Consider the following 23,553-nt stretch of genomic DNA (forward strand, 5'->3'; position numbering starts at 1 on the left):
TAACGATGTTAAAATTGGTTTCAAGAGTATCTTCTTTTAAGTATGTAGACAAAACTATAATCTTTATATAACTTTGGAGTTTTATAAGAGTATGCTAAAATATATAAATAAAAACAAATCCCTTCAAAACAGGTTCATAAAATACGTTCAGATCGATACACAATCAGATCCGCAATCGCCAACTGTTCCCTCAACCGAAAAGCAAAAGAATTTAGGTAAGGTTCTGGTGGCTGAATTGTTAGAGATTGGTGTGACTGATGCACATTTAGATGAGTATGGTTACGTATATGCGACCATTCCTGCCAATACAGATAAGCAAGTTCCAGTAATTTGCTTCTGCTCGCACATGGATACTTCTCCCGATTGTAGTGGTTACAATGTAAAGCCAATCATTCACGAGAACTACCAAGGACAAGATTTGGTGCTGCCGGACGACAATTCTGTAGTATTAAAAATGAAAGAACACCATGATCTGAAAGATCAGATTGGCAATGATATCATCACTGCAAGTGGTACTACCTTACTTGGGGCAGATAATAAAGCTGGATTGGCAGAAATTATGGAAGCTGCGGCTTTTTTAATGCAGAATCCTGAATTTAAGCATGGAACGATCAAAATTTTATTTACCCCGGACGAAGAAATTGGGCGCGGTGTAGATAAAGTGAACCTGGAAAAATTAGGTGCTGATTTCGGTTATACCGTTGATGGTGAAACATTGGGTTCTATTGAAGATGAGACTTTCTCGGCTGATGGCGCTGTATTGACCATAAAAGGTGTAAGTGCGCATCCTGGTTTTGCTAAAGGTAAAATGGAAAGTGCTATTAAGATTTTATCTGATGTGATCAGTTCGTTACCTGCAGACTGCCTTTCACCTGAGTCAACAGAATTAAAAGAAGGTTTTATCCACCCGGTTACAATCAGTGGTAATGTAGAACAAGCTGAAGCGCGCTTTATCCTTCGTGCATTTAATGATGAAGAATTGACTGCTAATGGCGAATTGTTAGATGCTACTGTGCAAAATATTATAGAAGATTTTCCAAACGCTTCGTATGAATTGAAGATCACAGAACAATACCGTAACATGAAGCAGGTATTGGATAAGCATCCTCAAATTATCGAAATTGGTATTGAAGCGATAAAACGTGCAGGTATTACGCCTAAGCAACAAAGCATCAGAGGTGGTACCGATGGTTCTCGTTTGTCATTTATGGGCTTACCTTGTCCTAACATCTTTGCAGGAGAGCATGCTTTCCATGGTAAGCAGGAATGGGCATCGGTACAGGATATGGAAAAAGCGGTTGAAACGATCGTTAATATCGCTGCAATCTGGGAAGAGAAAGCCTAAAATTATAAGATTGATTATTTGGCAAGCGTTAGTCTTGCCAAATATTGATCTGAATCGTCTTCCATAATGATCTCGGTATGCCATCCTGTTTGTTTGGCAATATCAATAAGTGTTTTCTGATCTACATAGATCCATTTAAACCAATTGCCTTTTACGCTTTTGTATTCGTACCTAAAGCTAACTTCTCCAAAGTACCCATTTTCGGGAAATGGAATTTCAAGGTATAGATAGGACAGGTCAGAGCTGTCAAAAACCAGCTGACCATCTTTATTTAATAAGCTTTTAACATGTTTTAAAAAAGCTTTTAATCCAGGAATGGATCCTGTAAGCCCGATTCCGTTCATCATAAATAATAGGGTGTCGTATTTTTTCTCCCCTTCTGGAATTTTATAGGTTAGGATATTACCTTCCATGGCTTGTTTTAGCCCACGTTGCTTCATAATGGTTACTGCTGGTGCGGATATGTCCATACCCGTAATATCAAGCCCCCTTTTTTGCAGTACTAAAGCATGGCTACCTACACCGGCGCCCACATCCAACACTTTGCCTTTACAAAGATCAAGTGCTTTAATTTCCAGGTCAGGCATTTCATTTTCGTCTCTGAAGTAAATATCTACCGGCATTTCTTCCGGTTCGTCGTAAGAGTTATGTACCCAAAGGGTTTCTGCCGGTGGTTTTAAAAACTGATCTTTTAACGCTTCTCCAAAAACATCCATGCCGCAAAGATAGAAAAGAGATTCTTTTACAACTCAAACTCCTGATGATATTCTGGAATAGCAACATTTTTAAAACCGGCATTACGTACCCTTTCGGCAAATTTTAGCTGTACATCGTACTCGCCGTGAACCAGAAACAACTGTCTAACCTTTGTAGGGTCTTGTCCGGTAAGGAATTGTAATAAATCTTCATAATCGCCATGAGCGCTCATGGATTTAATAGACCTCACTTCTGCAATTACATCATAATCTTGTCCAAAAAGCCATACTCTTTTTTGTCCGCCAATTAAACGGCCGGCAAGGGATCCCGGACTGGCATATCCTACCATTAAAATGGTGTTCCTTTTATCGCTGATATTGTTTCTGATGTGATGTCTTACGCGGCCCCCCTCGGCCATGCCTGATGAGGATATGATTACACAAGGCTGCGGGTCGTCGTTTAGAGCTTTAGATTCTTCTACACTTTCAATAAACTTTAAGCCTTTGAAGTCAAAAATGTCGCGATCTACCTTCATGATCTCCTTTACGCCATTATTATATACGTCTGGGTGATCTTTTAGTACCTGAGTTGCTTCCAGAGAAAGTGGGCTGTCTACGTAGTAAGGTATATCGGGCAATTGACCTTTTAACTCCAGGGAGTTTAGGGCATATAATAACTCTTGAGTACGACCAACGCTAAATGCTGGGATGACAATTTTGCCTTTCTTTTCTAAACAAGTCTGCGTAATTATTTGCAGTAATAAGTTTTCGATAGCCTCTACATCGACATGCAAAGAATCACCATAAGTAGATTCTAAGATGATATAGTCGGCCTGTGGAAAAGTTTGGGGACTTTTTAATAGTAAATCGCCGTAGCGACCTACATCTCCGCTAAAAGTAATGCGGGTTTCTTTGTCATTTTCATTAATCCGTAAGTGTACCGCTGCGCTACCCACAATATGGCCAGCGTCGGTAAATCTAACTGTAATGTGATTATCGATTTTAAAATCCTGTTCGTAAGGGATAGTTTTGAACTGGCTAATTGTCCGCTGTACATCTTGATCTGTATACAGCGGTACTGCCACAACCCCTGGTTGTTTGTTTTTTTTGTTCGCATATTCTGCGTCCTGCATCTGGATCTTTGCCGAGTCTAACATTAGGATCCCCGCTAGGTCTTTTGTGGCAGGTGTGCAGTAAATGGTGCCGCTAAAACCTTCGGCCACCAAACGAGGCAGGAGTCCGCAATGATCTATATGGGCATGAGATAAAATGAGGTATGTCACCTTAGCCGGATTAAATCCGAAAGATTCATTCAACTGATTTGTGATATCACCCATGCCTTGAAAAAGGCCACAGTCCAATAATATTTTAGTTCCGTTATTTAAAGTGATCAGGTGTTTGCTACCTGTTACAGCACGCGCTGCCCCGTGAAAAGCGATCTTCATTAAACTGGATTAGGCTCTTACTTTTGAAATGGTGTCTTTTACTTGATCGGTAACATCGGCGAGTTTCTCTTTAGAAGCATCTAGAAGGTCACAAAACCAGTCCGACATTTTATCTTTTACGTCTCCACCTTTATCAGTTGACAATATTAAAGCTATTGCAGCACCTAAAGCTGCTCCGGCCAATACTCCTGCTATTATTTTAGTTTCTTTTTTCATGGTCTTTTAAGTCAAATGTAATTGTGAATAAGGTGCTGTGCGGGCACGACGCCCATGTCTAAATATAACAAAAAAGGGGCCGAAATAGTTTTTGGCCCCTTTTATTTTTTTACGATTTCGGTTATTTTACACTTGGGCCTTCAAAGAAAACTAATGTATTGTTAAAGTTATAAGCCATTTGCATGTTTATGGTTCCATTAGTTAGGAAGCTGAAAATTAATCCGCTAGGATTTGAAGAGGCATACATGTTGGTTTCGCTTGAATACAAAAAGTTGGAGAATGTTATTGCATTAAATGCAGGGTAATTTTGACCGCTAACAGGTTCCATTGACACTTCATTGGCCCCTTTACGTGTTATTTTGATTTTAACATTCTGGTATTCTATGTGGTCGGCAGGAGTTCCTAAGGTTAGTTTTCCTTGATAGGTTTGTGAAACCTCTGCGGATTTGTCTGTGTTTGGTGCTTCGTCTTTGTCTTTGCTGCAAGAGGTAATGATTACTGAGAACAATAATAGAATAGGTACAATGATTGCTTTTTTCATAATAAATATAAGGATTAGATTAAAAAAATAATTAAATCACTCCTTAGAAAAAACTATGCCAAGTTTAAGTCTATAGATAATTTTTTCGGTGAAATTTCTGATGTTAACCTTCTGATTTTTTTTGTTAACCTTTTGATAGATAGTGCTCTATAGGCGTGGTGGAATGGTCGAATAAAATTATTAAATTAATTTTTATAATAATGTGTGGTTGGTTTGGGCGTGTTTAATTAAATTAAGGGATAAATCAGCGGTAGAAAAAAATCGTCCTTTAAATGAAGCGATGTACCTAAAACTGATGACGGGGTAGCCAATGAAATAAAGAAATATAACAACATATCATTACTTCTTAAATGAGGTATTAATTTAAAGAGTCTCCAGCGTGAAATTTCTGACAAATGCTTGGAAGGAGACAATAGATTAATGCCCGTGACAATATTTGTTGTACTTTTGAAGGTGCACTATAGCGTCATGGGCTCTATTGTAAATCCGTTTCCTAGGCCGTCAGAAAGCCCCACGTTCCGGTATTTAGAGCTTGCTATAGTTGCATCTTCGTTTTATTCACAAATAGACGAACAGCCGTAATGGCTTCCTTAAATTCCCATTGAGACTCATTTTTAAGGTTTAAACTAAAAAATGAGCATATGACAGATCAAGAGTACTTCCAGAGTAGGCCAAAAGGCGCCGAAGCTGAATTAAAGGCATCAGCAGAGAGTTCAATTCAACTTTTTTTCGAAGAATATGATCTTGACGAAAGCCAAGATTTGCTTTGGCAAATTATGAAACATTGTTTCTTCAACCCCTCTACAGCATTAACTATTCCGGCGCGCGAAAATTTGGTAAGTTTTTATGAGAATCTTCATCAAATGATTTTGGCTGCTAGTATTTTGCATAATACTAGGATAAGTCAGCAGGTTTGGAATGCACAGTAACGATTCTTCACAAGGTTAAGGTTTCTTCACACCTGGTTCACACCTCCTTCACACCAAACCCACAAAAGGGTACCTTTTTGTGAAGAGATTGTGTCTAATGTGTGTCTGATGTGAGGACTATTCCTTAAGCGTGGTTCTGATCTGGGTTCAAAAAGGAAACAGGGACGGTCTTTCGAAACGTCCCTGCTATAAAGATGGTTGATCCACCACAGATCAACCTAAACCAAACAAACTGCAACTATAACGGTGAATGTTGTAAAAAAGTTTATGAGCAGAAAAAATAAATTAACTTAAGAAAAGTGTGGTTTTCGGTTTGAGATCGATTAAATTCTTCATGACTGAATTAAATAATTATGATAGAAAACACTAACCGGTACATTGATCCTTTAACTGACTTTGGCTTTAAGCATATATTTGGAAGTGAGCCCAATAAGGATATTCTTATTGAATTTTTAAATGCTCTTTTTCAGGGAGAGAAGCGTGTTATTGATATTACGTACAGCCCTACCGAGCATGGAGGTAGTTATATTGAAGAGAAAAAAGTGCTTTTCGACTTGACTTGCACCGGACAGGATGGCGAGCAATTTATTATTGAAATGCAGAGAACGGGACAAAAATTCTTTGCAGACAGATGTGTGTTTTACATGTCCAGGCTGATTAGCGCACAGCTACCAAGAGGAGCACATGACTGGAATGTTCCACTAAAGGAGGTTTATCTCATTGGTATTATGGAGTTTCAGTTTAATAATATCAATGGCAACTATCTGCATAATATTGCGTTAACGAACACCGATACCGGTAAAGTATTTTACAAAGGTATGGGTTTCAAGTTCCTTGAATTACCTAACTTTGATAAACAGGAGCATGAATTAGAATCTGAGTTGGACAAATGGTTTTACTTATTAAAGAACTTAAGTCGACTGAATGAGATTCCTCGCTTTCTGGATAAAAGAGTATTTCAAAAGATATTTAAAATTGCGGATTGAGTAAGTTAACCAAAGAACAGCGGGAATTGTATGAATCAGATATAAAAGCTAAATCTGATTGGAAGGGTGGTATGGATTGGGCTAAGGAACAAGCAGCAGAACAAGCATCGGAAAAAGCGGCAAAAGAAACAACGCTGGAAATAGCCTCAAAACTTAAAGCAATAGGGCGACCCTCAGATGAAATAGCTAAAGTTACGGGCCTCTCAACTGAAGAAATCGACGATTTACCCGGCATTGATGAACAATAGAGAAGGGCTCTGCTGTGTTTCTGGGTATAAAAGGAAACAGGGACGGTCTTTCGACGTCCCTGCTATAAAGATGGTTGATCCACCACAGATCAACCTAAACCAAACAAACTGCAACTATAACGAGGAATGTTGTGGAATAGTTTTGTGATGATTCGTAAATATAATTTCGTGACAATTTACTGACAAGAGCTCTTAAGTTAACGGGGTTTCGATATTCCGTTGTCTTCAAGAGCCACCAGACTCTTCTGCTCATAATTGTATTTATAGAACTGGTATGTTTCGTCGTCGCTAGTGCAGGCTACGACGGCCTCATTACTGTCGTTAATATTTTTCTTAATGTAAAAGCGCGAATAGGGGATCCTATTTTCTTTTAGTGCGTGTTTTACCCATTGTTCGATTGATTCACCATCATTGTGCCATTCAGTTTGAAAAATTTTAGCAATTATTTGTGCATTTCCCTCAGGCGGTTTGTTAAGAAACCTGAATAATTTAAGTGAAAGGACAATTACGGCGGTGCTAATCCAGATGATTCGCCAAGTTTGATTCATTTTTGAATGCGTTTTTAGAGTTAATCGAAGATAGTAAATTAACATAATTTACCTCGGTAGTTTTCGCATCCGCGTAAATTTTAGAGGAAGCGATATTTGGTTTATTGTTAACTGCGAAATAAATATCTCTTCAACTGTTTGGTAATTAAATATTTCTATCTATCTTTGCAGTCCCTAAAAATATGGGATAATAAATAATTGTTTAACAAATTAAATACAAGCAAGTGAATACGTTAAGTTACAAAACTGTCTCTGCCAATGCAAAAACTGTTAACAAACAGTGGGTTGTTGTGGATGCTGAAGGCGAGATTTTGGGGCGCTTGTCATCGAAGATCGCTATGATCATCCGTGGTAAAAACAAGCCTGAGTACACCCCACACGTAGACTGCGGTGATAACGTTATCGTTATTAATGCAGACAAGATTAAGTTGACCGGAAATAAAATGAACGACAAAGTTTATACTTCCTACACTGGTTATCCAGGTGGTCAGCGTTTCATTTCTCCAAAAGAGTTAATGGCGAAACATCCAAAGCGTGTTGTGGAAAAGGCAGTAAAAGGTATGTTACCTAAAACTAAATTAGGTGCAAAATTGTACACCAACCTTTTTGTTTATGCAGGTGCTGAGCATCCGCATGCAGCTCAATCACCAACAACCATTAAACTTTAATTAAGGAAGAAATGTCAGTTACTAACACTTCAGGAAGAAGAAAGACTGCAGTTGCTCGTATCTATTTAAAAGAAGGCAACGGCACAATTACCGTAAACGGTAAAGATCACAAAGAATATTTCCCAACATTGCCTTTACAATACATCGTTAACCAATCATTCACAGTTTCTGAATTAGTTGGTCAGTATGATGTAACTGTAAATGTAGCCGGTGGTGGCGTTAAAGGCCAGGCAGAAGCTGTTCGTTTAGCTATTGCTAAAGCTATTGTTGAATTAGATGCTGAGAAAAAACCAGCATTGCGCGCTAAAGGGTTAATGACCCGTGATATGCGTATGGTTGAGCGTAAAAAACCAGGACGCAAGAAAGCACGTAAGAAATTCCAATTCAGTAAACGTTAATCTTAAGGAGACAAAACAATGGCAAGAACTACATATCAAGACTTACTGGATGCAGGTGTACACTTTGGTCACCTTACCCGTAAATGGAACCCAAAAATGGCCCCATACATTTTCATGGAGCGCAATGGTATCCACATTATAGATTTAAATAAAACTTTAACTAAAACTGAAGAAGCTGCTTCAGCAATCAAACAGATCGTTAAATCTGGTCGTAAGATTCTTTTCGTAGCTACTAAGAAACAAGCTAAAGAAATCGTTGCTGATCAAGCAAAAAAAGTAAACATGCCTTACGTAACTGAGCGTTGGTTAGGTGGTATGTTAACTAACTTTGCAACTGTACGCAAGTCAATCAAAAAGATGGTTACCATCGATAAAATGACTAAAGATGGTACTTATTCGATCCTTTCTAAGAAAGAACGTTTAATGATCCAACGTGAGCGTATTAAATTAGAAAGTTTATTAGGTGGTATCGCGGATTTAAACCGTTTACCAGCTGCTATCTTCTTAATTGACGTTAAAAAAGAGCACATCGCTGTTAGCGAAGCGTTGAAATTAAACATTCCAACTTTCGCAATGGTGGATACTAACTCTGATCCTTCAAACATCGATTTCCCAATTCCTGCGAATGATGATGCTACTAAATCTATCTCTTTAATTACTGATGTTATCATCAAAGCAATTGAAGAAGGTTTAGATGAGCGCAAACGTGAAAAAGACGAGGAAACTGAGAAAGAAGCTGTAGCTGCTAAAGCTGCTGCTGATGCTCCAGAAGCTGCTGCACCAGGTGCTAGAAGAAAAAAAGTTGAAGCTGATACTGAAGAAGGTACAAGCGAAGAAGCTTAAATAATATAATTGGGTTGTGTATGGTGCGTTGCAGTTTATACTACAACAAGTCGTGCACAACCCATAATTTTTTGATAAAAACTTAAAAAAGGAAATAAAATGTCTACAGTACAAATTTCTGCAGCTGATGTAAACAAATTGCGCCAACAAACTGGTGCTGGTATGATGGACTGCAAAAAAGCGTTAATCGAAGCTAATGGTGATTTCGAAGCTGCGGTTGATTATTTACGTAAAAAAGGTGCTAAAGTAGCAGCTTCTCGTCAGGATCGTGATTCTAACGAAGGTGTTGTTATTGCTAAAGCTACTGCTGATGGCAAACGTGGTGTTGTGGTTGAATTAAACTGCGAGACTGACTTCGTTGCTAAAAATGCTGATTTCGTTGCTTTGGCTAACAAATTTACTGATTTAGCTATCGAAAGCAATCCTGCTACATTAGAAGAACTTTTAGCTCTTGAAATTGACGGACAAAAAGTTTCTGATATCATCGTTGAGAACACTGGTAAAATCGGTGAGAAAATAGGTATCTCTAAATTCGAAACTGTTACAGGTGAAAAAGTTGTTCCTTACATCCACGGTAACTACCGTTTAGGTGTTTTGGTTGCTTTAAACCAAGCTGGTGAAGGTGTTGAAGAAGCTGGTAAAGATGTTGCTATGCAAATTGCTGCAATGAGCCCAGTTGCTTTAGATAAAGGTGATGTTGATTCGACTACTATCGAGCGTGAAACTGAAATCGCTAAAGAACAAATCCGTGCTGAAGGTAAGCCTGAAGAAATGGTAGAAAAAATTGCTGCTGGTAAATTGAATAAATTCTACAAAGACAGTACTTTATTAAACCAAGAGTTTGTTAAAGATTCATCTAAAGATGTACGTAAATTCTTAAATGATGTTTCTAACGGTCTAACCGTTGTTGCATTTAAACGCGTACAATTAGGAGCTTAATACTTAATTAATTTTTTTAGAAGAGTCTTCTGTTTCAGAAGGCTCTTTTTTTTTGCCTTATATTTGGGTAATACAATACAATTTTATGATCGCAATAACCAATTGTAAGCTTTTTAAATCTGGTGTACTACAGGCAGATCAGTCTGTACTGATAGAAAATGGAAAGATAACCCGGGTTTCTAATGAAAAAGTTCCTGCTGGATATACGCAATTTGATGCGGGGGGCGATTTCCTTAGCCCTTCCTTTATAGATCTTCAGATCTATGGTAGCGCTGGGCCGCTTTTTTCTGCTTATCCTTCAGCTGAAACTTTAAAACAGATGGATGATGATTTGATCCGAAAGGGAACAACCAGCTTTTTGGCTTGTGTAGCCACGAATAGCATGGAGATTGTCTATCAATCATTGGATGCTGCAAAGGCTTACCGCCCGCAAGCGAAAGGCTTTTTAGGATTGCACTTAGAAGGACCTTACCTTAATCCTAAGCGTAGGGGGGCGCATATTGAAGCATTTATCCATAAAGCGGAACTGGATGAAGTGAAGCGTCTGATGGATTATGCAGAGGGCACGGTAAAGATGATGACATTGGCGGCCGAACTTCAGGACGATGCAGTTATCAATTATTTGTTGGATAATCATGTGCTTTTATCATTAGGACATAGCGATGCCAATTTTGAGCAGGCTACGGCTGCGTATAACAAAGGATTTAAGACAACTACACATTTGTTCAATGCCATGCCAGCAATCCACCACAGGACACCTAATTTGCCTGTAGCTGTGTTTAATCATCCTACTGCAATGGCTAGTATCATTGCTGACGGCAACCATGTTGATTTTGAAATGGTAAAGATGAGTTATAAGCTGATGAAAGAGCGCTTGTTTTTAATTACAGATGCCGTGTCGGAATGTAACATTGGGCCTTATCAGCATCAGCTTTCTGGAGATAAATTTATTACTCCGGATGGGACGCTTTCCGGTTCAAACATTACAATGTTACAGGCTGTTCAGAACTGTGTACAACATTGTGAGATTCCTTTACAAGATGCTTTAAATATGGCTTCGTCTTATCCCGCAAAACTGATTGGACTTGGAGATAAAATAGGCTCAATAAGCGTTGATAACGATGCTAATCTCCTGTTATTGAACCCAGAACTTAAGTTGACTAAAGTTTTTGTAGGAGGTTTAGACATTTGATCCCTCATTAATTAAAACAATTAGTTATTTTTGAAGCCATGAAATATAAACGGATCCTACTAAAATTAAGTGGCGAGTCGCTAATGGGCGAAAAGCAATATGGTATTGATAATGAGGTGGTAAGGCAGTATGCTGAAGACATTAAGGCAGTTCATGCCCAAGGTCTTGAAATAGCAATCGTTATTGGAGGTGGGAATATTTTTAGAGGTTTAAGTGCAGAAAAGTCTGGTATGGACCGTGCACAGGCTGATTATATGGGCATGTTGGCCACTGTAATCAACAGTATGGCTTTACAAGATGCTTTAGAAAAAGTAGGCTTGAAAACCCGCCTACTTACTGCAATTAAAATGGAGCAAATCTGCGAGCCATTTATCCGTAGAAGAGCTGTACGTCACCTTGAGAAAGGTCGTGTGGTAATTTTTGGTGCTGGTACTGGTAATCCTTACTTCACAACAGATTCGGCAGCGGCATTGCGTGCTATTGAGATCAAAGCTGATGTGGTATTGAAAGGTACACGTGTTGACGGTATTTATACTGCTGATCCGGAAAAAGATCCAACCGCGACTAAATATTCAGAGATTTCCTTTAAAGAAGTTTATGCTAAAGGATTGAATGTAATGGATATGACTGCTTTTACACTTTGCGAAGAGAATAAATTGCCAATTATCGTCTTCGATATGAATAAAACAGGCAATTTTATGAAAATTGCTAATGGCGACGAGATCGGTACGCTGGTTAAGAACTGATCCTAAATAAATTTTATATTTTTGGTTAAATTTTACAAAACATGAATGACCTCATAAAGAAACAATTACAAGATGCCCAGGCAAACATGGACAAGGCGATTGACCATTGTGAAGCTGAATTGACTAAAATCCGTGCAGGAAAAGCTTCTGCAGGTATGTTAGACGGCATATTTGTAGATTATTATGGTAGTGCTACGGGTTTATCTCAAGTAGCAAGTATCAATACACCTGATGCACGTACTTTGCTTGTTCAGCCTTGGGAAAAAAATATGTTAGTGCCTATTGAACGCGCTATTATGGAAGCCAATATCGGTATCAACCCTCAAAATGACGGTGTGGTAATTCGCTTGGTAGTTCCACCATTGACTGAAGAACGCAGAAGAGAACTGGTTAAAAAGGTTAAAGAGGAAGCAGAACGTGGTAAAATAACCGTTCGTAACATCCGTAAAGATGCCAACGAAAAAATCAAGAAATTGAAAGGCGAAAGCGTTTCTGATGATGAAATTAAAACTGGTGAAGCTGAAGTTCAGAAAATTACTGATGCTTACATCATTAAAATTGATAAGCACTCTGAAGCAAAAGAGAAAGATATCATGACCGTTTAAAAGTCGGATTATAATCTGCTTGTAAATTAAAGGGAATGAGGATAATGCTTCATTCCCTTTCTTTATTTTTGACCCCTCAAAACAAAACTCTGATCAATGAATTTACTGATTGAATATTTAAAGAACTATAAATGGATAGTGGTTTTAGCCCTTGTGCTGGCTGCTATTAATATAGGATTCTCTTTATTGGACCCATACATTACAGGTAGAATTGTGGATCGCTTTATCGAAAAGAAAGACGTTTTGGAGCGTAGCGAATTCGTTTGGGGAGTACTTGGATTGGTTGGTTTAGGTGTTGGTGCCGCTATGGTGTCCAGAATTGCAAAGAACTTTCAGGATTACTTTACCAGCATTATTGTTCAGAAAGTAGGGGCGCAAATGTACGCTGATGGCTTAAAACATTCGTTGGAGCTACCTTACCAGGTATTTGAGGATCAACGTAGCGGAGAGACCCTGGGAATATTACAGAAGGTGCGTCAGGATTCGGAAAAGTTCATCACCTCATTTATCAGCATTTTGTTTGTCAGCTTGATCGGGATGGTTTTTGTAATCGTTTACTCCGTTACGGTGAGTTATAAAGTAACGTTGATCTATTTCTCTGCCATACCCATCATCAGCTTTGTGAGCTGGTTTTTAAGCAGGAAAATTAAAACCATACAAAAGAGTATTGTAGCTGAAACAACCGCTCTGGCAGGTTCTACTACAGAATCGTTAAGAAATATTGAACTGGTTAAAAGTTTAGGTTTAGCTAGTCAGGAAATAGAACGTTTAAATAAAACCACCTATAAAATATTAGGCCTCGAGCTTAGAAAGGTAAAGTTTGTGCGTAGTATGAGTTTTGTACAAGGTACAACGGTAAATTTTGTACGGAGCTGTATGGTTGTGGTCTTACTGATCCTTATTTTTGAAAATACCATCTCTCCTGGGCAATATTTTTCTTTCTTATTTTACTCTTTCTTCCTTTTTGGTCCACTGCAGGAACTTGGAAATGTGATCCTTTCATGGCGGGAAGCGGAAGTTTCTCTGGGCAACTTTAAAAGGATTTTAAGTATGCCGATAGATCAAAAGCCTTTAAATCCGGTTAGGCTTGATAAGATTACTAAGTTGGCTTTTGAAAATGTCAATTTCAAACACCTGACTGGTAAATTCAATGCCTTAACAGACATCAGTTTTAGTACCCACAATGGGGAGACAATTGCTTTTGTGGGTCCTTCTGGTTCGGGAAAGACGACATTGGTGAAGTTGTTGGTTGGACTTTATCAGCCTATTGAAGGGGATGTTCTTTACAATAATACCTCGAGTAAGTTGATCGATCTTGATTTATTGAGGGAGAAAATTGGTTTTGTAACTCAGGATACGCAATTGTTTTCGGGAACGATTAGAGAAAACCTGCAGTTTGTAAGACCAGGTGCTACTGATGAAGAGTGTATGCGGGTATTGCAACAGGCTGCTTGCCATAACTTATTAGCCAGGGCTGATAATGGTTTGGATACGGTAATCGGTGAAGGTGGCGTAAAAGTATCAGGTGGTGAGAAACAGCGTTTATCAATAGCCAGAGCATTGCTACGTAAACCAGATATTTTGGTGTTTGATGAAGCTACATCTTCTTTGGATTCATTGACAGAAGAAGATATCACAGCTACGATTCGTGATATTTCTGTGCAGACCAATCACATAACGATATTAATCGCACACAGGTTATCGACAATTAAACATGCTGATCGAATTTTTGTACTCGAAAAGGGGCACATTATTGAACAAGGTAGACACGAAGATTTGCTGCTGCTAAATGGCTTATATTATGCCATGTGGAGACAACAGATTGGTGAACGCCATGTAACGGCTTAAACCTTTTCTTCGTTTATTTCATTGAGGCTTAATTTTATTAAGCCTTTTGTTTTTAAATAGGTAATGCCTGCAATGAAGATGGTCATGCTGCCGCCAAATACTACTGCGGGTACCGTACGCATCAGTTTTGCAGTTAATCCCGATTCGAAGGCCCCGATTTCATTGGATGAACCAATAAACATACTGTTAACGGCAGATACACGTCCCCGCATTTCATCTGGGGTAAGGAGTTGCATAATGGTAGATCGGATGATGACGCTTACGCTGTCGAATGCACCTTCCATAAACAGGAACATAAGGGTAAGGTAGAAGTTTTTGGATAGGCCGTAGCAGATGATGCTGGTTCCAAATCCGGTAACTGCAATCAGTAGATTTCGCCATGGTCTATTCATGGGTGAAAAGCGGGTCATTGCCAGCATGGTAATCACAGCACCCATTGATGCTGCCGCACGCATATATCCGAGGCCCTCTGGGCCAACTTTAAGGATGTCGTTAGCAAATACCGGTAATAGGGCCACAGCGCCGCCAAAAAACACGGAAAATAGATCCAGGCTCATTGCCCATAACATCATTTTGTTTTTAAACACAAATTGCACACCCTCAGTAAGGCTCTTTACAATGCTTTCTTTAGGTATATAGGTCGGCTTATGCTGATTTAAAAAGAAAATGCAGGCTAATGCAATGACTATAAATGTAATGATGATAATGTATGTGGTGGTAATGCCATAAAAGCCATAAATTAATCCACCAGTAGCTGGTCCTAAAATAGAGGCCATTTGCCAGCTGGAGCTATTCCATGTACTCGAATTTGGATATAGTTTTTTAGGAACAATGGATGCCATGATTGAGAAAGAGGTTGGGCTAAAAAAGCCACGAGCTATACCAATCCCGAATATCATACAATACATTATTGGTACAATATAACTGGTAGGGATATAGGCATGCATTTGCTTAGTGGTGACCACCATCATCACCAGAGAGCATAAAAGTACACCTGTGAATATTTTAAGGAGTAGTCCTCTTTTTTCAGATTTATCGGCAATATATCCACCATATAGGGCAACGCCAATGGCTGGAATGGCTTCGCAGAGCCCAATTAATCCAAGTGCAAGTGGATCTTTGGTAAGGTGATAGATGTGAAAGCCGATAATTACGGCCTGCATTTGATAAGCAAAAGTGAAAAAGAAACGCATACCGAGATAAAAACGGTATTCTCTGTAACGCAAGGCTGCGAAAGGATCGGGTTTCTCTATAGGTATATGGTCTTCCAACAGAAAATTGTTTTAAACAAATGTATGCCTTGAACTTGCAATAACATACATTTATTTAAAAAAGTATTTACATGATTTGGTCATAAAAATCGAGATAGGCAGTGGCCATATCTTCAGCTTGATTTATGGCCGCTGAAACAGCTATTCCGAAAATTCCGGTATTCATTAAAGGATCAATATCGTTGAGGGTCACACCACCAACAGCAAGCACAGGTAGGTCGATGCTTAGTTTTTTTAATTCTGTCATGGCGTTTTGATAACCTTCTACACCCAATAAAGGAGCGTTGTTGGGTTTGGTGGTGGTGGTGTAAAATGGCCCAAAACCTGCGTAATCTGCACCTTCAGCGGCAAGCCTGATTAAGCCTTGTAATGTTGTTGCAGAGCCGCCAATGGTTACCGCTTCGCCCAATTGCTCCCGCAGTTTCACAAAGTCAGCATCGAAATCTTCAATATGAAAACCCTGAATGTCGGCTTTGCCGTTTAAATGTACATGATCTGTAACGATCAGGGTAGCTCCCCAATCGTCACAGATTTCTGCAATAGCATTAATGTCTACTAAAAGTTCATCATCATTTTTAGTTAAGCAGCGGTATTGTATCCATTTTGCGCCAGCAGAGCAGGCAATTTGCGCCTGTTCAATGTGGCTATGCTGATGAATATCGTGCGTAATAAATTGGAGTTTTTCGATGAACTTTTTCATATATCTATTCGTATTCCTTCTGTATTTTAAAATTTCAAATTTAGCGAAAGTAAGAAATTAGTTCCTGCCTGCGGGAAGTAAAAGTTTTCGGTAACAGTTCCCCATGGATAAATCGAGCTGTAAGTATAGCCGTTGCTTTCGTATTTTTTGTTTAGGATGTTATTGGCTAATAAACCAATATTGATGTTTTTAATACCTTTTAAGCTAAAATCATAACCTAATCTGGCATTGTTTACCCAATAAGCATTTAATTTACGGTTTTCGTTTTGGGTATTGTCCATGTATTGCTTACTTACATATTTGCTTTGTAAAGCTACCGCAAAACCGGCCAATGGTTTGTAAACCAATTCGCCGAAAAGCACTGTGTTTGGCGAGAATGAAATATCTGGATTAGCATAATTTGTTGCTTGTACTTTGACGAAATCAAAATTAGCATCGTATTCCGTAACGTAATCAATATAATTTTTAATCTTATTTCTGCTCAAAGCAGCATTGGCATTAATGGCGAATTTAGGGCTGATGATGTAAGATGCATCTAGCTCAATACCCATACGTGAGCTTTTATCTACATTTTGACGGTAAGGATCACCACCATCATTAACCTCTCCGGTAAAAATCAGCTGATCTTTATAAAACATTCCATAAATATTAACCCCAGCACTGAAGTCGCTGTTTTTAATGCGATAGCCGGCTTCAATATTATTTAAACGTTCAGGTTTTGGTACTGGTAGTCCAATTTTTAGATTGGTAAAGTCGTCGCGGTTTGGCTCTTTATTGGCTACACTAAACGAAGCATATAGATTGCTTTGTTCACCTAGGAAATAAGTAGCGCCAAATTTAGGATTGAAGAAATTGTAGTTGTTGTGGAAATCAAGTGGATTGCGGTTTTTATCCATCCCGGTGATGTCGTATTTTACATTTCTGTATTGCAGATCGGCAAACAGGCTTAATTGAGTTACTGGGCTGTAATTTACCTTAGCATAGCTGTTAAAGTCATTTTTGTTGCCTTTGCCATCATAGTAGTGGTAGTCGTTCGTCGAAGTTGAAGCATATTGTGCCCAGATGATTTCTCCAAAATGCTTGCCTCTGTATTGATTATAAGCTCCACCAAGCGTAAAGTTTAAATCAGATTGAGGATTGTAATTGAAGGCATAGGTTAAGCCATAAAAGTCATTGTCTAACCAACGGCGACGGATTAAGTCTGTTTTGGTGACATCTACACCGCCAACATTAGCAACAGGCAGGCCGTATTTCGCAAATTTCTGAGCGTTTTTGTATTCTTCGAAATAGCCTTTACCATCGGTATAGTGCAAGGCTCCATTAAAGGAGAGCTTCTCGCTGAATTGCTTAGCGTACAATGCCTGGTAATGATTCTGCGCATAGTTGTCGTTCTGATCCTTATAAAGGAACTGGTTGTACTTTCTATTGTCTGAATTAAAAAGGTTTAGAGAATCTGCAGTTGTGTTGTATAGATAGCCTAAATTGTTCTCATAATGTTGTTTTAAGCCTTCAAGGTCTCCACGTAATTTAGCTTCAGGAACGCCATTCCAAGCCTGATAGGTTTTTTCTGTACCCGAAAACACATTGATACGTAAGAGGTCTGTTTTACCATAATAAGCGCCAGATAGGAAGTAAGATTTAAGGTTGGAAGCGCCACGGTCAACGAAACCGTCAGAAATCACCCTGGACAAGCGGCCGTCAAAACTCCATTTGTTATCAATTAAACCTGTACCAAGCTTAACGGTGTTTTTTAAAGTATTAAACGAACCGAAAGTATTGTTTAGTTCTGCGTAGGCAATTTCAGAAGGCGCTGAGGTTTGTATGTTTAAACTTCCACCGAATGCACCAGCACCATTTGTAGAGGTACCTACACCACGCTGAATCTGGATATTATCTACAGAAGAAGCAAAGTCGGGCATGTTTACCCAAAATATCCCCTGACTCTCGCTGTCATTGTAGGGAATACCATTGATGGTCACGTTAACGCGACTCGCATCACTTCCCCGGATCCTAATTCCGGTATAACCAACACCAGCACCAGCATCCGAAGTAACTACAACGCCAGGTGTGTTGCTTAAAATAAAGGGAAGATCCTGGCCAAAGTTATTCCGCTCAATTTCGGCTTTGTCGATATTCTTGTAGGTTGTCGCTGATTTCTCATTGGCTCGGGTAGCCCTAACGATTACCTCATCGGCCAGAAATGTGCTTAAGGTTAAGGTAAAGTCGACAACCTCGTCGCTACTCAATTTTATGCTTTTCTCTATCGTTTGGTAACCAATATAGCTGGTACTAAGGATATAATTTCCTGCTTTTAGATTGTTGAATCGGTATTTTCCTTCTCCGTCAGTAGTCATTCCAGTAGCCTTATTTTTAAGCCTTACAGATGCTCCAGATAGTGTTTTGTTTGATTTTTCGGATACGGTCCCCGAAATACTGAATTGCGCTTTTGCCAGAACCGGCAGCAACAACATCGCCATTACAGCAATCTTTAATGTTTTCAATTTTTGATTTTTTAGTTAAACCACTGCAAGTAAGGGGTACTTACAGCCCAGTTAAACTCCATAACTCCAATCCCTACGCCGGCATTATCCGGATCAGGTGCATATATCTGCGTACAGATATAATGGGTATGCTCTCAGCCTGTTTTTGTGTTTTTTACAAAACAAGGCACCCCCTTTTGATGAGACAAAGGTACTCGCTTATTTTGTCAATACCAAGAAAGGGGATTTTGTTAGTGATCAAATAAAAAGCGGTCTACAGCAGCAATCGCGTTGTCCAGTCTGTTTTCCGTTCCGTTAATAACGGTGTAGTTTGCGGTTAAGGCCTGGAGTTCGTTGTGCCAAACCTGCATAAAGTATTCGCGCTTATCCGGGAAATCACGTAATGGGTCTTCCTGCCAAGGCAAATCGATATCCATTAATAGATACAGGTCGTAATGGTAATTGGGTAGGGCATTTAATACTATTTCCGGTGTTTCTCCAAATACCTCATCACTCCATATTTTCACGGTTAAGAAGGTGGTATCGCAGAAAATCAGGTCTTTTTGAGCAATAGCGGTTATAGATTCCTCAAGCGCCACCTGTCCGTGAAACATATTGATTTCATCCTGCAAATTGCATGGAGCGGTTAAAGCGGCGCAATAATATCGGGCATATTCGGGTACCCATAGGGTATTGTAGTGCAATGCCAGTTGTGCTGTTATGGTAGACTTGCCAGTGCTCTCGGGCCCAACAATAGCTATTCTTTTAATTTGCTTGTTCACGGTAAATCTTTCTCCAATCTAAATAACCAACAGATGCAATATAAACATACAGTGCGTACATCACCGCGGTTGCATATAGGTCTTTTGAAATGTACATCCCTACGTAAATGATATCAACAAAAATCCATATCAACCAGTTTTGCATAACTTTTCTGGCCAGGAAAATCTGTGCCACTAAGCTGCAAGCAGTGCAAAAACTATCGATATAAGGCAATGCTGCGTCGGTGTTTTTATAAAGGAATTGCCCTAATAAGAAGGTGAAAATGATGATGCTGACGATGGAAATCAGGATTTCTTTTTGGGTGATATTTGCAACAGGTCTCGATGCTTCTGGATTGTTTCGGTTTTTACTCCAATAATACCATCCATAAATGTTCATGATAAAGAAGTAAAACTGCAGACCCATGTCTGCATATAGTTTTGATTCGAAAAATATAAAAATATAAATAACCACACTAATGATGGCAATTGGCCAGCTGTAGATATTATTCTTGGCCGCAAGCCATACACACAAGATTCCGGTAAATACACCAAACCACTCTAATGTACCTGTTTGAAGAAAAAGTTGAGTGAAGCTATCCTTGAGTAATTCAATCATCGCCCAAAAGTACTAAACGTATTTACATAAAAAAATCTCGCATAGGGGATACTAGATTTATTTGAAACAATAAGAATGAACTATTTGTATGTAATTTAGCGTTAATAAATAAACGGCTACTAAGGAATATGATGATGAAAAGATTTAGTTTTTTAATGATAATAGGACTAGGGATTGGTTTGCTGGCTTTTACTTATATAAAGGAAGGTAAGATTCAAGGGCGGATTGCTCCGGCAGATGCCGCATCGCAGGTGTTAGCGGTATTGGGGACAGATACTTTAAGGTCTGCAGTTAGCAATGGAAATTTCGCTTTTCCGATAGTTAAAGTGGGCACTTACACCATTCAGGTAAAAGCGAATGCTCCGTACAAAGATACGTCCATCGTAAACGTGCCCGTAATAGATAGTATAACTACTGATGTTGGCCTGATTAAACTAAAGCAATAATAAGCTTTAACAGGTTATTAAGGGGGGATTTGGACCTCCTGGTTTATTTATGATGCTTTTTTAAAAAATAGCTGATTTTTAATGCGTAAAACTGTATCTTTGCATCCCGACAGAAGAGTCGGAGTTTTAGATCCTATCTAAAGGAAATCTCTCGACTGTTCCAGTCCCTAAATTGCATTTTTTACCATATTTTACATTAGACTTTTCAAAGCCTTATGCCTAAAGACACCTCCATACGCTCAGTACTAATTATCGGATCTGGACCTATTATCATTGGTCAAGCTTGCGAATTTGATTATTCGGGATCTCAAGCCGCCTTATCTTTAAAAGAAGAGGGGATTGAAGTTTCAATCATCAACTCCAATCCTGCAACAATCATGACCGACAAGGTGATCGGTGATCATGTTTACTTGTGGCCATTGACAGTAGATTCTATCGAACAGATTTTGCAAGAGCGTAAAATTGATGCGGTATTACCTACCATGGGTGGACAAACTGCACTGAATCTTTGTATCGAAGCTTCTGAACGTGGAATTTGGGAAAAATATGGAGTTAGGGTAATTGGTGTAGATGTCGCTGCAATCGAGAAAACCGAAAACCGCGAAGCCTTCCGCCAATTAATGGTTGATATAGGTGTGGGCGTAGCTACTTCAAAAATAGCAAACTCTTTCCTTGAAGGAAAAGAAGCAGCTCAGGAAATTGGTTATCCATTGGTAATCCGCCCTTCTTATACATTGGGTGGATATGGTGGCGGTTTCGTGCACAAGAAAGAAGAATTTGACCAGGCTTTACAACGTGGACTCGAAGCTTCTCCAACTCATGAGGTTTTGGTAGAGCAAGCGGTTTTAGGCTGGAAAGAATATGAATTGGAGTTGTTAAGGGATAGTAATGACAATGTGATCATTATCTGTTCAATTGAAAACTTCGATCCAATGGGTATCCATACAGGAGATTCAATCACGGTAGCGCCGGCGATGACATTGTCTGACCGTTGTTACCAGGATATGCGTAACCAGGCCATCAAAATGATGCGCGCGATAGGAAACTTCGCCGGAGGGTGTAATGTACAGTTTTCGGTAAATCCCGATAATGATGAGATTATAGCTATTGAGATCAACCCAAGGGTTTCTCGTTCATCGGCTCTTGCTAGTAAGGCTACGGGCTATCCAATCGCTAAAATAGCAGCTAAATTAGCTATCGGTTATAACCTGGATGAGCTTGAAAATCAAATTACAAAAACTACATCAGCATATTTTGAGCCTACACTTGATTATGTGATTGTGAAAGTTCCTCGCTGGAACTTCGATAAATTTAAAGGTGCAAATACGGAACTGGGCCTGCAGATGAAATCTGTAGGTGAAGTAATGGCAATCGGACGTACTTTTATTGAAGCATTGCAGAAAGCTTGTCAGAGTTTAGAAATTGGCAGAGCTGGATTAGGTGCAGATGGTAAACATAACAGAAGCATTGAAGAGATTATGCACGGCCTTGAGCATCCAAGTTGGAATCGTTTGTTCCTGATTAAAGATGCCATGACTATGGGTGTGCCGCTTGAATCGATCCGTAAAGTTACACGTATCGACAAATGGTTCTTGTCACAAATACAAGAGTTGGTTCAGTTAGAAGTAGAATTGAAACGTTACTCCTTAAATAATATCCCTAAAGACTTCTTCTTTACATTAAAACAAAAAGGTTTCTCTGATATCCAGATCGCTTACCTGCTTGGAAATGTAACTGAGGACGAGGTTTACGAACGTAGAAAGTCATTGGGAATCAAACGCGTTTATAAGATGGTAGATACCTGTGCTGCTGAGTTCGCTGCACAAACGCCATATTACTACTCAACTTTTGAGGAGGAGAATGAATCTCTCCGTTCTGATAAGAAGAAAGTAATTGTATTGGGCTCTGGTCCTAACCGTATCGGTCAGGGTATAGAGTTTGATTACTCTTGTGTACACGGCTTATTGGCGGCTAAAGAGAGTGGTTTTGAAGCCATCATGATTAACTGTAACCCTGAAACGGTATCTACAGACTTCAACATGGCTGATAAATTATACTTCGAGCCGGTGTTCTGGGAGCATGTACGTGAAATTATCGAACTGGAGAACCCAGTGGGTGTAATTGTTCAGTTGGGCGGTCAGACGGCCTTAAAAATGGCTGAGAAGTTGCAGGAGAATGGCATAAAGATCATAGGTACTTCATATAACGATATGGATGTTGCTGAAGACAGGGGCCGTTTCTCTGATCTTTTAAAAGAATTGGAAATCCCTTATCCTAAATATGGGGTTGCAGAGAATGCTGAAGAAGCAATCGTTGTAGCAAATGAAGTAGGTTATCCAGTATTGGTTAGACCAAGCTATGTGTTGGGTGGACAGGGGATGAGCATTGTGATTAACGATGAGGATCTTGAAAAAGCAGTAGTAAAATTACTTGGAGATTTACCTGGTAACCGTGTACTGATCGATCATTTCCTGGACAGAGCGGAAGAAACTGAATCTGACTCCATCTGCGATGGTGAAGATGTTCATATCATTGGATTGATGGAGCATATTGAGCCAGCAGGTATTCATTCTGGTGACTCCAGCGCGGTATTACCTCCATTCAGCTTATCTGAAAAGGTAATGAACGATATGGAGACTTACTCTAAAAAGATTGCGAGAGCATTAAATGTAATCGGTTTGTTAAACATTCAGTTTGCAGTTAAAGATGAGAAAGTATATGTGATAGAGGCAAATCCAAGAGCTTCAAGAACGGTTCCTTTCATTGCTAAGGCTTATGATGTTCCTTACATCAACATTGCCGCTAAAGTGATGCTGGGTGTGAATAAACTGAAAGACTTTACTATTGAGCGTAAACTTGAAGGTTATGCAATTAAAGAACCAGTATTCTCTTTCTATAAATTCCCTGAGATAACTAAAGAGCTAGGCCCGGAAATGAAGTCGACAGGCGAGGCCATCAGATTCATTAAAGATACTGAAGATCCTTATTTCAGAAAGCTGATTAAAGATAAATCAATGTATTTGTCTAAATAGAATAGAAGTTAAATAGAAAGTCCCGCAAGGGACTTTTTTTATTTAAGCTCAA

24 protein-coding genes and 1 riboswitch are annotated in these 23,553 nt (G+C 39.2%); of the genes, 14 read left to right on the forward strand and 10 right to left on the reverse strand.

Annotated features, from left to right (window positions below; genetic code table 11):
* Positions 1-91: 91 nt before the first annotated feature.
* Entirely contained in the window at positions 92-1,345 is a 1,254-nt protein-coding gene (pepT, locus tag BLS35_RS22530) for a peptidase T (RefSeq protein WP_090785690.1), read from the forward strand.
* Positions 1,346-1,359: 14 nt separating this feature from the next.
* Here pepT and BLS35_RS22535 read toward each other — a convergent pair whose 3' ends face one another.
* The 4 genes from BLS35_RS22535 to BLS35_RS22550 all read right to left on the reverse strand — a co-directional run bounded on the left by BLS35_RS22535 (position 1,360) and on the right by BLS35_RS22550 (position 4,242).
* A complete protein-coding gene (locus BLS35_RS22535; RefSeq protein ID WP_090785691.1) occupies positions 1,360-2,061 on the reverse strand; it encodes a class I SAM-dependent methyltransferase in 702 nt (233 codons plus the stop codon).
* Positions 2,062-2,087: 26 nt separating this feature from the next.
* Positions 2,088-3,485, reverse strand: a complete 1,398-nt coding sequence (locus BLS35_RS22540) for an MBL fold metallo-hydrolase RNA specificity domain-containing protein (protein ID WP_090785692.1) — start codon at positions 3,483-3,485, stop codon at positions 2,088-2,090.
* Between the two features lie 9 nt (positions 3,486-3,494).
* On the reverse strand, positions 3,495-3,701 hold the full coding sequence (locus BLS35_RS22545) for a YtxH domain-containing protein (RefSeq protein WP_090785693.1): 207 nt from the start codon (positions 3,699-3,701) through the stop codon (positions 3,495-3,497).
* 121 nt (positions 3,702-3,822) lie between these two features.
* Positions 3,823-4,242, reverse strand: coding sequence for a hypothetical protein (locus BLS35_RS22550; protein ID WP_090785694.1), 420 nt, complete (start codon positions 4,240-4,242; stop codon positions 3,823-3,825).
* Between the two features lie 641 nt (positions 4,243-4,883).
* Here BLS35_RS22550 and BLS35_RS22555 point away from each other — a divergent pair.
* The 3 genes from BLS35_RS22555 to BLS35_RS28245 all read left to right on the forward strand — a co-directional run bounded on the left by BLS35_RS22555 (position 4,884) and on the right by BLS35_RS28245 (position 6,405).
* Positions 4,884-5,171: a hypothetical protein gene (locus BLS35_RS22555; RefSeq protein ID WP_090785695.1), complete on the forward strand. Its 288-nt coding sequence runs from the start codon at positions 4,884-4,886 to the stop codon at positions 5,169-5,171.
* A 353-nt stretch (positions 5,172-5,524) separates the two neighbouring features.
* A complete protein-coding gene (locus BLS35_RS22560; RefSeq protein WP_254779056.1) occupies positions 5,525-6,157 on the forward strand; it encodes an Rpn family recombination-promoting nuclease/putative transposase in 633 nt (210 codons plus the stop codon).
* Entirely contained in the window at positions 6,154-6,405 is a 252-nt protein-coding gene (locus BLS35_RS28245; RefSeq protein WP_254779058.1) for a hypothetical protein, read from the forward strand. Before BLS35_RS22560 ends, BLS35_RS28245 begins: the two co-directional genes overlap by 4 nt.
* Positions 6,406-6,602: 197 nt before the next feature.
* Here BLS35_RS28245 and BLS35_RS22565 read toward each other — a convergent pair whose 3' ends face one another.
* The gene (locus BLS35_RS22565) at positions 6,603-6,953 is read right to left on the reverse strand and encodes a 2-hydroxyacyl-CoA dehydratase (protein ID WP_090785696.1); all 351 of its coding nucleotides are present in this window, start codon (positions 6,951-6,953) and stop codon (positions 6,603-6,605) included.
* A 224-nt stretch (positions 6,954-7,177) separates the two neighbouring features.
* Between BLS35_RS22565 and rplM the strand changes: the two genes are divergently transcribed.
* From rplM to BLS35_RS22605, 8 genes are all read left to right on the forward strand, one after another.
* The gene (rplM, locus tag BLS35_RS22570) at positions 7,178-7,621 is read left to right on the forward strand and encodes a 50S ribosomal protein L13 (RefSeq protein WP_090785697.1); all 444 of its coding nucleotides are present in this window, start codon (positions 7,178-7,180) and stop codon (positions 7,619-7,621) included.
* Between the two features lie 11 nt (positions 7,622-7,632).
* The gene (gene rpsI, locus BLS35_RS22575; RefSeq protein ID WP_084288523.1) at positions 7,633-8,019 is read left to right on the forward strand and encodes a 30S ribosomal protein S9; all 387 of its coding nucleotides are present in this window, start codon (positions 7,633-7,635) and stop codon (positions 8,017-8,019) included.
* 18 nt (positions 8,020-8,037) lie between these two features.
* Positions 8,038-8,862, forward strand: coding sequence for a 30S ribosomal protein S2 (gene rpsB, locus BLS35_RS22580; protein WP_084288521.1), 825 nt, complete (start codon positions 8,038-8,040; stop codon positions 8,860-8,862).
* Positions 8,863-8,961: 99 nt separating this feature from the next.
* Positions 8,962-9,801 carry a translation elongation factor Ts gene (tsf, locus tag BLS35_RS22585; RefSeq protein ID WP_090785698.1) on the forward strand — a complete coding sequence of 280 codons (840 nt, stop codon included), beginning with the start codon at positions 8,962-8,964 and terminating at the stop codon, positions 9,799-9,801.
* Between the two features lie 85 nt (positions 9,802-9,886).
* The gene (nagA, locus tag BLS35_RS22590) at positions 9,887-10,993 is read left to right on the forward strand and encodes an N-acetylglucosamine-6-phosphate deacetylase (RefSeq protein ID WP_090785699.1); all 1,107 of its coding nucleotides are present in this window, start codon (positions 9,887-9,889) and stop codon (positions 10,991-10,993) included.
* A gap of 38 nt (positions 10,994-11,031) precedes the next feature.
* Positions 11,032-11,739, forward strand: a complete 708-nt coding sequence (gene pyrH / locus BLS35_RS22595) for a UMP kinase (RefSeq protein WP_090785700.1) — start codon at positions 11,032-11,034, stop codon at positions 11,737-11,739.
* A 41-nt stretch (positions 11,740-11,780) separates the two neighbouring features.
* The gene (gene frr / locus BLS35_RS22600) at positions 11,781-12,344 is read left to right on the forward strand and encodes a ribosome recycling factor (protein WP_090785701.1); all 564 of its coding nucleotides are present in this window, start codon (positions 11,781-11,783) and stop codon (positions 12,342-12,344) included.
* 96 nt (positions 12,345-12,440) lie between these two features.
* Positions 12,441-14,192, forward strand: coding sequence for an ABC transporter ATP-binding protein (locus BLS35_RS22605; RefSeq protein ID WP_090785702.1), 1,752 nt, complete (start codon positions 12,441-12,443; stop codon positions 14,190-14,192).
* Here BLS35_RS22605 and BLS35_RS22610 read toward each other — a convergent pair.
* The 5 genes from BLS35_RS22610 to pnuC all read right to left on the reverse strand — a co-directional run bounded on the left by BLS35_RS22610 (position 14,189) and on the right by pnuC (position 20,023).
* A complete protein-coding gene (locus BLS35_RS22610) occupies positions 14,189-15,463 on the reverse strand; it encodes an MFS transporter (RefSeq protein ID WP_090785703.1) in 1,275 nt (424 codons plus the stop codon). The two genes, BLS35_RS22605 and BLS35_RS22610, sit on opposite strands and share 4 nt — an antisense overlap.
* Positions 15,464-15,530: 67 nt before the next feature.
* On the reverse strand, positions 15,531-16,163 hold the full coding sequence (locus BLS35_RS22615; RefSeq protein WP_090785704.1) for a thiamine phosphate synthase: 633 nt from the start codon (positions 16,161-16,163) through the stop codon (positions 15,531-15,533).
* 26 nt (positions 16,164-16,189) lie between these two features.
* Positions 16,190-18,640: a TonB-dependent receptor gene (locus BLS35_RS22620; RefSeq protein WP_090785705.1), complete on the reverse strand. Its 2,451-nt coding sequence runs from the start codon at positions 18,638-18,640 to the stop codon at positions 16,190-16,192.
* Between the two features lie 77 nt (positions 18,641-18,717).
* A riboswitch (TPP riboswitch) is annotated at positions 18,718-18,849 on the reverse strand.
* Positions 18,850-18,894: 45 nt separating this feature from the next.
* A complete protein-coding gene (locus tag BLS35_RS22625) occupies positions 18,895-19,425 on the reverse strand; it encodes an AAA family ATPase (RefSeq protein WP_090785706.1) in 531 nt (176 codons plus the stop codon).
* Positions 19,409-20,023 (reverse strand): nicotinamide riboside transporter PnuC, encoded by a 615-nt coding sequence (gene pnuC, locus BLS35_RS22630; protein ID WP_090785707.1) that lies wholly within the window; start codon positions 20,021-20,023, stop codon positions 19,409-19,411. The genes BLS35_RS22625 and pnuC overlap by 17 nt, the downstream gene beginning before the upstream one ends.
* Positions 20,024-20,178: 155 nt before the next feature.
* Between pnuC and BLS35_RS22635 the strand changes: the two genes are divergently transcribed.
* Both BLS35_RS22635 and carB read left to right on the forward strand, forming a co-directional pair.
* A complete protein-coding gene (locus BLS35_RS22635) occupies positions 20,179-20,469 on the forward strand; it encodes a carboxypeptidase-like regulatory domain-containing protein (protein ID WP_254779059.1) in 291 nt (96 codons plus the stop codon).
* Positions 20,470-20,684: 215 nt separating this feature from the next.
* Complete coding sequence (gene carB, locus BLS35_RS22640) at positions 20,685-23,501, forward strand: carbamoyl-phosphate synthase large subunit (RefSeq protein WP_090785708.1); 2,817 nt, start codon at positions 20,685-20,687, stop codon at positions 23,499-23,501.
* The last annotated feature ends 52 nt before the right edge of the window (positions 23,502-23,553 follow it).

Origin of the sequence: Pedobacter sp. ok626 (assembly GCF_900100435.1) — a bacterium.
Lineage (GTDB): Bacteria > Bacteroidota > Bacteroidia > Sphingobacteriales > Sphingobacteriaceae > Pedobacter.

Bases quoted from the DNA above. Each gene is read 5' to 3' on its own strand.
- BLS35_RS22560 (WP_254779056.1), top strand. From the start codon at position 5,525: ATGATAGAAAACACTAACCGGTACATTGATCCTTTAACTGACTTTGGC.
- rpsI (WP_084288523.1), top strand. From the start codon at position 7,633: ATGTCAGTTACTAACACTTCAGGAAGAAGAAAGACTGCAGTTGCTCGT.
- nagA (WP_090785699.1), top strand. From the start codon at position 9,887: ATGATCGCAATAACCAATTGTAAGCTTTTTAAATCTGGTGTACTACAG.
- BLS35_RS22565 (WP_090785696.1), bottom strand. From the start codon at position 6,953: ATGAATCAAACTTGGCGAATCATCTGGATTAGCACCGCCGTAATTGTC.
- BLS35_RS22635 (WP_254779059.1), top strand. From the start codon at position 20,179: ATGATAATAGGACTAGGGATTGGTTTGCTGGCTTTTACTTATATAAAG.
- tsf (WP_090785698.1), top strand. From the start codon at position 8,962: ATGTCTACAGTACAAATTTCTGCAGCTGATGTAAACAAATTGCGCCAA.
- pnuC (WP_090785707.1), bottom strand. From the start codon at position 20,023: ATGATTGAATTACTCAAGGATAGCTTCACTCAACTTTTTCTTCAAACA.
- frr (WP_090785701.1), top strand. From the start codon at position 11,781: ATGAATGACCTCATAAAGAAACAATTACAAGATGCCCAGGCAAACATG.
- rpsB (WP_084288521.1), top strand. From the start codon at position 8,038: ATGGCAAGAACTACATATCAAGACTTACTGGATGCAGGTGTACACTTT.
- BLS35_RS22555 (WP_090785695.1), top strand. From the start codon at position 4,884: ATGACAGATCAAGAGTACTTCCAGAGTAGGCCAAAAGGCGCCGAAGCT.
- BLS35_RS22535 (WP_090785691.1), bottom strand. From the start codon at position 2,061: ATGGATGTTTTTGGAGAAGCGTTAAAAGATCAGTTTTTAAAACCACCG.
- carB (WP_090785708.1), top strand. From the start codon at position 20,685: ATGCCTAAAGACACCTCCATACGCTCAGTACTAATTATCGGATCTGGA.
- BLS35_RS22550 (WP_090785694.1), bottom strand. From the start codon at position 4,242: ATGAAAAAAGCAATCATTGTACCTATTCTATTATTGTTCTCAGTAATC.
- BLS35_RS22615 (WP_090785704.1), bottom strand. From the start codon at position 16,163: ATGAAAAAGTTCATCGAAAAACTCCAATTTATTACGCACGATATTCAT.
- pyrH (WP_090785700.1), top strand. From the start codon at position 11,032: ATGAAATATAAACGGATCCTACTAAAATTAAGTGGCGAGTCGCTAATG.
- BLS35_RS22540 (WP_090785692.1), bottom strand. From the start codon at position 3,485: ATGAAGATCGCTTTTCACGGGGCAGCGCGTGCTGTAACAGGTAGCAAA.
- BLS35_RS22605 (WP_090785702.1), top strand. From the start codon at position 12,441: ATGAATTTACTGATTGAATATTTAAAGAACTATAAATGGATAGTGGTT.
- pepT (WP_090785690.1), top strand. From the start codon at position 92: ATGCTAAAATATATAAATAAAAACAAATCCCTTCAAAACAGGTTCATA.
- BLS35_RS22545 (WP_090785693.1), bottom strand. From the start codon at position 3,701: ATGAAAAAAGAAACTAAAATAATAGCAGGAGTATTGGCCGGAGCAGCT.
- BLS35_RS22620 (WP_090785705.1), bottom strand. From the start codon at position 18,640: ATGGCGATGTTGTTGCTGCCGGTTCTGGCAAAAGCGCAATTCAGTATT.